The sequence below is a fragment of the Paenarthrobacter sp. CM16 genome, from assembly GCF_013179505.1.
Classification (GTDB): domain Bacteria; phylum Actinomycetota; class Actinomycetes; order Actinomycetales; family Micrococcaceae; genus Arthrobacter.
Genome location: NZ_JABMCX010000191.1, coordinates 1 through 9,173 on the forward strand (window position 1 = coordinate 1; position 9,173 = coordinate 9,173).

The 9,173-nt window shown below is 63.1% G+C and carries 9 protein-coding genes and 1 pseudogene; 8 read left to right on the forward strand and 2 right to left on the reverse strand.

Annotated elements, in window-relative coordinates:
• The 3 genes and pseudogenes from HP499_RS16090 to efeB all read left to right on the forward strand — a co-directional run.
• The coding region (locus tag HP499_RS16090; RefSeq protein ID WP_172325235.1) for an FTR1 family protein at positions 1-459 on the forward strand (459 nt) is incomplete at its 5' end.
• Positions 460-522: 63 nt separating this feature from the next.
• Positions 523-1,695, forward strand: a complete 1,173-nt coding sequence (gene efeO / locus HP499_RS16095; RefSeq protein ID WP_172325236.1) for an iron uptake system protein EfeO — start codon at positions 523-525, stop codon at positions 1,693-1,695.
• Positions 1,692-3,133 (forward strand): annotated as a pseudogene (gene efeB / locus HP499_RS16100) (iron uptake transporter deferrochelatase/peroxidase subunit). The gene efeO and the pseudogene efeB overlap by 4 nt, the downstream one beginning before the upstream one ends.
• A 17-nt stretch (positions 3,134-3,150) precedes the next feature.
• On the opposite strand, the gene htpX reads toward efeB, so the two are convergent.
• Complete coding sequence (gene htpX, locus HP499_RS16105) at positions 3,151-4,020, reverse strand: zinc metalloprotease HtpX (protein WP_172325241.1); 870 nt, start codon at positions 4,018-4,020, stop codon at positions 3,151-3,153.
• A gap of 264 nt (positions 4,021-4,284) precedes the next feature.
• On the opposite strand from htpX, the gene HP499_RS16110 reads away from it, so the two are divergent.
• The 5 genes from HP499_RS16110 to HP499_RS16130 all read left to right on the forward strand — a co-directional run bounded on the left by HP499_RS16110 (position 4,285) and on the right by HP499_RS16130 (position 8,258).
• Positions 4,285-5,073, forward strand: coding sequence for a hypothetical protein (locus HP499_RS16110; protein ID WP_172325237.1), 789 nt, complete (start codon positions 4,285-4,287; stop codon positions 5,071-5,073).
• Positions 5,074-5,103: 30 nt separating this feature from the next.
• Complete coding sequence (locus HP499_RS16115) at positions 5,104-5,580, forward strand: Fur family transcriptional regulator (protein WP_017199873.1); 477 nt, start codon at positions 5,104-5,106, stop codon at positions 5,578-5,580.
• 14 nt (positions 5,581-5,594) lie between these two features.
• The gene (locus tag HP499_RS16120; protein ID WP_026539710.1) at positions 5,595-7,076 is read left to right on the forward strand and encodes a catalase; all 1,482 of its coding nucleotides are present in this window, start codon (positions 5,595-5,597) and stop codon (positions 7,074-7,076) included.
• A 130-nt stretch (positions 7,077-7,206) separates the two neighbouring features.
• Complete coding sequence (locus tag HP499_RS16125; RefSeq protein WP_172325238.1) at positions 7,207-7,842, forward strand: DUF2461 domain-containing protein; 636 nt, start codon at positions 7,207-7,209, stop codon at positions 7,840-7,842.
• Positions 7,843-7,907: 65 nt separating this feature from the next.
• Positions 7,908-8,258, forward strand: a complete 351-nt coding sequence (locus HP499_RS16130; RefSeq protein ID WP_172325239.1) for a hypothetical protein — start codon at positions 7,908-7,910, stop codon at positions 8,256-8,258.
• Between the two features lie 163 nt (positions 8,259-8,421).
• Here HP499_RS16130 and HP499_RS16135 read toward each other — a convergent pair.
• On the reverse strand, positions 8,422-9,173 hold a 752-nt coding region (locus HP499_RS16135), incomplete at its 5' end, for an APC family permease (protein ID WP_172325240.1).

Here is a 9,173-nt window from a genome sequence, read left to right on the forward strand (position 1 = left end):
TTGTTCATTTGGGCTGCAGCCCAGGCCACCGGTGAAACCACCTTGCCCCTCCTGGGCGCTTTGCTGGGCCTGATCACCGCGGCCGGCCTGGGGTACCTCTTGCACCGGGGTGTCCTAAAAGTGAACCTTGGCCGGTTCTTCACGTGGACGGGCGTTGGCCTGATCATCATTGCCGGCGGCGTCCTGGCCTATGGAATCCACGATCTCCAGGAAGCGGGCATTCTTCCCGGTTTGAATAACCTGGCCTTTGACGTCTCCGCAGCCATCCCGCCGTCGTCCTGGTACGGCACCCTGCTCAAGGGCACCCTGAACTTCTCTCCCGCCACCACGTGGCTGGAAGCGGCAGCGTGGGTGCTCTATGTGGTTCCGGTACTGTTCCTCTACCTCCGGGCCAACCGTGCGTCGCCGCCCAAGGCCGCAAACCCCGCTTCAATCCCTGCGGTAGCAACCCAGCGGTAACGCCCCCGGTCTTTCCGGGCAACTCCTGCCCCGCGCCTACCTCCAACCAGAAGGAACCCACCCATGCTCGGATCAGCCAACCTCCGCCGTACCCTTGCCGTGATCGGCGCAGCCGCGGCCGTGCCCTTGGTACTTGCCGGCTGCACAGACAACACCAAGGCCACCGGAGCCACGGACGGTCCCATCCAGGTCAGCAGCACCGCCAACGAGTGCAAGGTCTCCACGGGTACCGCACCCAGCGGCAACCTGACCTTTGCTGTGAAGAATGAGGGCACCGAGGTCACGGAGTTCTACCTGCTGGCTGAGGACGGACTGAGGATCCTGGGTGAAGTGGAGAACATCGGGCCCGGCATCACCCGCAACCTGGTGGTCACAGCTCCGGCCGGCAAGTACAACACGGCCTGCAAACCGGGCATGCAAGGACAAGGCATCCGCGCTTCCTTTGAGGTCACCGAGTCGGGCAACAAGCCCACCGTGGACGCCGATTTCCAGAAGCTCCTGGACAACGGTTCCCAGCAGTACGCCGCCTACGTCAAGGACCAGACAGAGCAGCTGATCGTGGGGACCAAGGCCTTCGCTGAGGCCTTTGCCGCAGGGGACGCAGCCAAGGCCCGCGATCTTTACGCTTCCACCCGCATGCACTGGGAGCGGATCGAACCCGTGGCAGAATCCTTCGGCGATCTGGACCCCAAGCTCGATGCCCGCGAAGCCGACCTTGAGCCCGGCCAGGAATGGACCGGCTGGCACCGTGCGGAGAAGGACCTCTTCCCGCCGGCGGAGTACACAGCCATGACTCAGGCTGAGCGCACTGCCATTTCCACGCAACTGGTGACGGACACCGAGGACCTGGTCACCCGCACCCGCACGGTGGAACTGACCCCGGACAAGCTCGGCAACGGTGCCAAGGAACTCCTGGATGAAGTTGCCACGGGCAAGGTCACCGGTGAAGAGGAGATCTGGTCCCACACCGATCTCTGGGACTTCCAGGCCAACGTCGACGGCGCCCGCATCGCTTTCGAGAACCTGAGGCCGGCCCTTGAACAGAAGGACGCCGAGCTCGCCACTTCCTTGGACGAGAAATTCACGGCCCTGCAAACCGAGCTCAAGAAGCACGCCAAGGGTGACGGCTTTGTCTACTACAACGAGCTAAGCCAGGAGCAGGTCCAGCAGCTTGCGGCCTTGGTCGATTCGCTGGGTGAGCCCCTCTCCAAGCTCACCGCAGCCGTGGTGCTATGAGCGGCTGCCCCTTCGGGCACACCGGCGATCCCGGCAGCAACCCTGCTGAGGCTGAACGCCGGGGCGAGTCCGCCGGCGTCGAACGTTCCGGCGAGCCGGCCGCCGTCGTAAACTCCCGGGAAGCGTCCGACGGCGGTGCTGGCGCCGCCGCTGGAACCGCCACCAAAGGCATGTCCCGACGCGGCTTGCTCTCCCTTGCGGGGGTCGGGGGTGCCGGGGCCGTGGCCGGGCTGGCCGCCGGCTTCCTGGCCCATGACGCCCTGACCGCGGGCGCGGCAGCCGCTGACACCAGCACCGGGGAGTCCGTGGTGCCGTTCTTTGGCGATCACCAGGCCGGCATCACCACCCCGGCGCAGGACCGGTTGCACATGGCTGCCTTCGATGTCACTACCGAGGATCGCAAGGAACTCATCAAGCTCCTCAAAGACTGGACGGCCGCGGCTGAAGCCATGACCACCGGCAACCCCACGGGCAGGACCGGCGCGGTGGACGGGCCCTATGATGCTCCACCGGAAGACACCGGCGAGGCCTTGGACCTGGCGGCCGCCAAGCTGACGCTGACGTTCGGATTTGGCGCCGGACTGTTCGAGAAGGACGGGAAACCGCGGTTCGGACTGGACGGCCGGCGTCCTGAAGCTTTGATTGATCTTCCGCACTTCCCGGGCGACGATCTTCAACCGGGGCGAACCGGGGGCGACATCGTCATCCAAGCGTGCGCCGATGACCCCCAGGTAGCCGTCCATGCCATCCGCAACCTCGCCAGGATCGGCTTTGGAAAGGTCCGGGTCCGGTGGTCGCAGCTGGGCTTTGGCCGAACGTCTTCGACGTCCCGCGCGCAAGTGACGCCCCGGAATCTCTTCGGTTTCAAGGACGGCACCAACAACCTCAAGGTCGAAGACAACACGCTGCTTGATGAGCACGTGTGGGTGGGCTCCGGCCCCGCGGGCGAGCAATGGATGACCGGCGGCAGCTACCTGGTGGCCCGCAGGATCCAGATGCACATCGAAATTTGGGACCGGACCTCTTTGCGCGAACAGGAAGGGCTGATCGGCAGGACCAAGGGAGCGGGCGCGCCGCTGTCCGGCGGAGACGAGTTACCGCACCCGATTTCACCCTGGCCGGCCGTAACGGCGATCCCCTGATTCCCCTCGATGCCCACGTGCGACTGGCCCACCCGGACCAAAATGCCGGCGTCAGGATGCTGCGCCGCGGCTACAACTTCACGGATGGCTCGGATGGGCTGGGCCACTTGGATGCCGGATTATTCTTCATAGCGTTCGTCAAGGATCCCCGGACCCACTATGTCCCCATGCAGCTGACGTTGGCCAAGAGCGACACCCTCTCCGTGGAGTATCTGAAGCACACCGGCTCCGGGCTCTTTGCGGTGCCTCCGGGTGTGCAGCAGGGCGGCTTCATCGGCGAAGGGCTTTTCGCCTGACCGCGTTCAACGGGAACCTAGGACAGTGGGCGCCCGGTCATCCGCTCCAAGCGGCTGATGCGTTCCTTCATGGGCGGGTGGGTGGAGAACATCCTTCGCATACCGCCGCCACGGAAGGGGTTGGCGATCATCAGGTGGGACGCGTTGACCAGCCTCTGGTCCTGCGGGAGCGGCAGCTGGGTGACGCCGGATTCAATCTTGCGCAGGGCTGAGGCGAGTGCCAGGGGGTCGCCGGTGAGCTCGGCCCCGTCTTCGTCGGCGTCGTACTCCCGCGTGCGGGAGATGGCCATCTGGATCAGCGATGCGGCAAATGGTGCCAGCAGCGCCATGGCGATGGTGGCCAGCGGGTTGGCGTTGCGGCGGTCCCCGCTGCCGAAGATGAGCAGCATCTGGCCCACGGACGTGATGACGCCGGCCACTGCGGCCGCCACCGACGACGTCAGGATGTCACGGTTGTAGACGTGCATCAGTTCGTGGCCCAGCACACCGCGTAGCTCGCGGGCATCGAGCAGGTGCAGGATCCCTTCGGTACAGCACACGGCGGCATTTTTGGGATTGCGGCCTGTGGCAAAGGCGTTGGGGGTCATGGTGGGCGAGAGGTAGATCCGCGGCATCGGCTTGTTGGCCCTCACAGAGAGCTCCCGGACGATCTGGTACAGCTGCGGAGCCTGGGCTTCAGTGACCGGGTAGGCGGCCATGGAGCGGATGGCGATCTTGTCGCTGTTCCAGTATCCGTAGGCGGTGGTGCCCACACCGATCAATGCCATGATCCAGATGGGCGTGGTGCTGCGCGTTCCTGCGGCAATGATGGCGCCCAAACCCAACAACACCGCCCACAGCACACCGAAAAGCGCTGCGGTCTTGAGTCCATTGTTGTGTTTATGCACGGTTGCTCTTGCCTCTTTCATCGGCTCTGGCACGGATTCTGTAAGGATTAACGCCGACACCGGTTATCGTGTTCCGTTCCCAGCCTACGGGCCGCTCGCCGCAGGCAGGGCTAAGGCACCGGGTGCTTTGCATCGTAGGCAACGTACGCCCCCCTATTCGCTGGCCAGTCGTGACAATCAAGGACGGGATGTGAGGACCGTCCAACGCTTTCTTCCCACCTGTGGTGCTCCGCTTGGTAGGCTCACCCCGGGGAAGGAGTTGACATGCGCACATCGCGGCAATTGCTGTACCGTTCGGCTTTTTGGGAGATAGCCAGGCCACGTCACCCCCTCACCGCAGGACATGTGCTGATCAGGCTCTCAGACCCCTCAACAGAATTCGCCCACCCTTCAGCCGCCGACTGGCTTTTCTGCCACGGACTGGCCCGCGCCGCCCTGGCAGATGTCCTTGGCTCCACCCGGTGCGCCATCATGTTCGCCCACCAATGGCACCCCCTGGGTTCGGCAATCGGGGAGCCCGTAGCGGAATCTTCCACGCCAACGTTCCACCTGTTCGGGCGATGGGACGGAGAAACCACGACGCCGGGACACCAGTTGTCGCTTCCGGCCCACCGCCGGACCGGCGAAGCGGACCACGATATGGAGGCCACCGACGCTGCTATGCGTGAGTCTTTGCGGCTTGCCCGGCCGGAGGTTGCGGCGGGGCCGGATGCTAAAGCAGCTGCCGCCGTCGAGCCCGTTGCCGCCGTCGAGCCTGTTCCCGGTCCCCTGGTCCGGGCCGTGGACGCAGGACCACGCCACACCGTACTGGAACCTGCCAGGAAACTTGCAGCCATCAGCGAGGTGCGTCCGGCAGAGTTGCTGGCGATCGGTGCAGCGTTGGCCGTTCTTCCCGTCCCCGGAGGTTTCAGTGGAATCAGTTGTGTTGCCTTGGAAGGCCAAGAGCCCGGAGCGCCGTTGCGGGTCCATGCATTGGGCCGATCTGCCGCCGAAGTGGTGAATCCACTGGAAGACTTCCTGGATTCACCAGAAGTTAGCCTTGCCTTATTGTGAACTCCTCAAAATAAGTGTTTCAATGAATGCATGACAGATCACACCGCCGAGCAAGCAGAATGGGCAGCAGCCCTGCATGCCCATGGCCGGCGTGTGACCAAACAGCGGCTGGCGGTGCTCGCCGCAGTCCAGCACCATCCGCACTCTCCGGCAGAAGGCATCCTTGCCGCTGCCCGCAAAGAGCTTCCTGAACTGACGGCGCAGTCCGTTTACGTAGTGCTCAGCGACCTCACGGACCTTCAGATGCTGCGCCGATTCGAACCCCCGCACTCCCCGGCACTCTACGAAACCCGGGTGGGTGACAACCACCATCACGCCGTCTGCATCAGCTGCGGCAAGGTGGAGGACGTCGATTGCGCCGTGGGCCACGCACCGTGCCTCACCCCGCACTGGGATGAGAATTCCAAGCCCATGACCATCCAGATCGCAGACGTCCTGTACCAGGGCATCTGCCAGGACTGCCAGTCCAAACAACAGCTTCCCGTAACTTCCGTAACTCAGAAATAAGAAAAAGGAGAACAATGACTGCCATTTCAACAACCCAGTCAGGTGCCCCCGTAACCTCCGACGCGCACTCGAAGTCCGTCGGCGCTGACGGTGCCATCATCCTCACCGATCACTACCTGGTGGAGAAGCTCGCACAGTTCAACCGCGAGCGGGTCCCGGAGCGTGTAGTGCACGCCAAGGGCGGCGGCGCATTCGGTACGTTCAAGACCACCTCGGACGTTTCGGCCTACACCAAGGCAGCCTTCCTGCAGCCGGGCGTCGAGACGGACATGCTGATCCGCTTCTCCTCCGTTGCAGGCGAGAACGGTTCTCCCGACACCTGGCGTGACCCCCGCGGTTTCGCCGTGAAGTTCTACACCTCCGAGGGCAACTACGACCTCGTTGGCAACAACACCCCCGTCTTCTTCATCCGCGACGGCATCAAGTTCCCGGACTTCATCCACTCCCAGAAGCGCCTCCCGGGCAGCCACCTGCGTGACGCTGACATGCAGTGGGACTTCTGGACCCTCTCCCCCGAGTCTGCCCACCAGGTCACCTGGCTCATGGGCGACCGCGGCCTCCCGGCTTCCTGGCGTGAAATGCAGGGCTACGGCTCGCACACTTACCAGTGGATCAACGCCGCCGGCGAGCGTTTCTGGGTCAAGTACCACTTCAAGTCCAACCAGGGCGTCAAGACCATCACCGGTGACCAGGCTGAGCAGCTTGCCGGCTCGGACGCTGACTTCTACATCCGCGACCTCCAGGAGAACATTGCCGACGGCAACTTCCCCTCCTGGGAACTGCACGTCCAGGTCATGCCTTACGAGGACGCCAAGACGTACCGCTTCAACCCGTTCGACCTCACCAAGGTGTGGCCGCACTCTGACTACCCGCTGATCCACGTGGGCACCATGGAGCTGAACAAGAACCCGGAGAACTACTTCGCGCAGATCGAGCAGGCCACCTTCGCGCCGTCGAACTTCGTACCGGGCATTGCCGCTTCCCCGGACAAGATGCTGCAGGCCCGCATCTTCTCCTACGCTGACGCACACCGCTACCGCGTGGGTACCAACCACGCCCAGATCCCGGTGAACCAGCCCAAGAACCAGGTCAACAACTACAGCCAGGATGGCCAGGGACGTTTCCTGTTCAACTCCCCCTCCACTCCGGTGTACGCACCGAACTCCGTGGGTGGCCCGGCTGCTGTTGAGCCCACCTCACCGGCCGGTGGCTGGGAGAACGACGGCGAGCTCACCCTCTCCGCCCACACCCTGCACGCTGAGGACGACGACTTCGGCCAGGCCGGTACCCTGTACCGCGAGGTCTACGACGACGCTGCCAAGGCCCGCCTCCTGGACACCATCACCGGTGCCGTTGGCGGCGTGAAGAACGCCGACATCAAGGAACGCGCCATCCAGTACTGGACCAACGTTGACTCCGAGCTCGGCGCCAAGCTCCGCGCCAACCTCGGTGCAGGCCAGACCGAGTCCGACGCCGAAGCAGCCAACAAGCTCTAAGCGTCTTTTGCTCCACTGCTTTACCTGATCACCCCGCTGCGGATCTCCGCAGCGGGGTGATCTTTTTGTTTTTCCACATAGCTGCCTTGGACTATGGCTGGGCCGGTAGTGGCGTCTCTAGGATCCTTCTATGAGCACATTCGAAGGCATCCCTACTGCCGCATTCCGCTTTTACGCCGAGCTTGAAGAGAACAACAACCGTGAGTGGTGGCTGGAGAATAAACAGAGGTACGACGCCGAAGTGAAAGGGCCGCTGACCGCCCTCCTTACGGAGTTGGAGCCGCAGTTCGGCCCGGCCAAGATTTTTCGCCCCAACCGTGATGTCCGGTTCTCCCAGGACAAGTCACCGTACAAGACTGCCCAAGGGGCCTTCGCTGCAGGCCAGGAAGGCGTCGGCTATTACCTCCAGATCAGTGCCGACGGCCTGTTGATCGGTGGCGGCTACCACTCCCACACCCCGGCGCAACTGGCGCGATTCCGGGCCGCAGTGGACGCTCCTGACAGCGGACTGGAGCTGCAGGAGATCATCGATGCGGTGGCAGGAGCCGGCTTCGCCATCGAGGGCGAGAAACTGAAGACAGTTCCGCGGGGTTTCGACAAGGACCATCCCCGCGGGGAACTGCTCAAGCACAAGTCCCTGTCAGCGGGCGTTGAGGTGGGCGAACCTGACTGGTTGGCCACTCCCGCAGCCAAGGATGAGATCGCTGCCCGCTGGGAAGTGCTGAGGCCACTGGTTGATTGGGTAAGCGAGCATGCGGCGCCGTGACTGCACGGCTACTGCCCGGAACGTGCCAATGGGCCAAACAGAAGTGGATGAAATAGCCTGTCGGTATGGACGTCATGAATCTAGTGGATTGCTTCGTCATTGAAGTTGGCATGCGCCAGTCATGGCCGTTCGTTGTTTTCTGCGATAACCGACAAACACCTCCGACGGAAACCCGCCTCTATATCGATGCTCAATGGACGATTAACGAGACCACGGATTCTGGGGACTCCGACGGGACCAGCTGGATGATTTCCGCCGTGGAACTGAACGCCGCCACCGTCAGGAATGTGCTGCTTGACACTGACCAAAACCTCCGCATTGAAACCATTGATGGCGACTCGCTAACAGTTTCAGGAGAGGCATCACGCACAACAGTGGGGCCACCTTGGTGGTTCGCCCCAACACGAAGTCTTTAATTCCCAGATACCTTTCGTTGCAAAAACTGCTCCCCGGGAGTCAGGCCCGAATTTCTCAGGTCGACTTCCGGGGAGCAGTTAATGAACGAACTTGCTGCGGCTGTGGGCTGCCTTTCCCGCAGCTGCCTTTCCCGCAGCTGTCTGACCAGCTGCGGGGATTGGACTAGACCTTGGTGTAGCTGTCCTCGTCCTCGTCGCCCTTGCGCTGGGTGCTTTCAGGAGTACCGTCCACCGAGGCCTTGGCTGCGGCGAACTTCTCGTTGAGCCGCGAGTGACGCTGGCCGTAGGCGAAGTAGATGGCCATACCGATGACCAGCCAGATCGCGAAGAAGATCCAGGTTTCCACGGCCAGGTTGGTCATGAGGTAGAAGCAGAGGACTGCCGACACCCACGGCAGGACCTTGCCGAACGGGACCCGGAAGGCGGGCTTGAGGTCCGGGCGCTTCTTACGCAGCACCAGGATGCCCAGGCTGACCATCACGAATGCGGAAAGCGTTCCGATGTTGATCATCTCCTCGAGCAGGTCCACCTTGGTGACCCCTGCCACGAGGGCTACGGCTGCACCACAGATGATCTGCAAGCGGGCCGGCGTCGAGCGCTTTTCGCTGGTCTTGGACAGTGAACGCGGCAGGAGACCGTCGCGGCTCATGGCCAGGACCACGCGGGACAGGCCCATGAGCAGCACCATGATCACCGTAGTCAGGCCCACCAGGGAACCGAACGCGATGATCTTGGCAGCGTCCGTATTGCCCACGGCCTCGAAGGCTGTGGTCAGGGTGGGGTTCTTAACCTCGGCCAGCTGCGTGTAGGAAACCATGCCCGTCAACGCGAGGGAGACCAGGATGTACAGCAGCGTAACCACCGCAAGGCCACCGAAGATACCGCGCGGCAGGGTCTTCTGCGGGTTCTTGACCT

Bases quoted from the DNA above. Each gene is read 5' to 3' on its own strand.
- HP499_RS16130 (WP_172325239.1), top strand. From the start codon at position 7,908: ATGGACGTCATGAATCTAGTGGATTGCTTCGTCATTGAAGTTGGCATG.
- efeO (WP_172325236.1), top strand. From the start codon at position 523: ATGCTCGGATCAGCCAACCTCCGCCGTACCCTTGCCGTGATCGGCGCA.
- HP499_RS16115 (WP_017199873.1), top strand. From the start codon at position 5,104: ATGACAGATCACACCGCCGAGCAAGCAGAATGGGCAGCAGCCCTGCAT.
- HP499_RS16120 (WP_026539710.1), top strand. From the start codon at position 5,595: ATGACTGCCATTTCAACAACCCAGTCAGGTGCCCCCGTAACCTCCGAC.
- HP499_RS16110 (WP_172325237.1), top strand. From the start codon at position 4,285: ATGCGCACATCGCGGCAATTGCTGTACCGTTCGGCTTTTTGGGAGATA.
- HP499_RS16125 (WP_172325238.1), top strand. From the start codon at position 7,207: ATGAGCACATTCGAAGGCATCCCTACTGCCGCATTCCGCTTTTACGCC.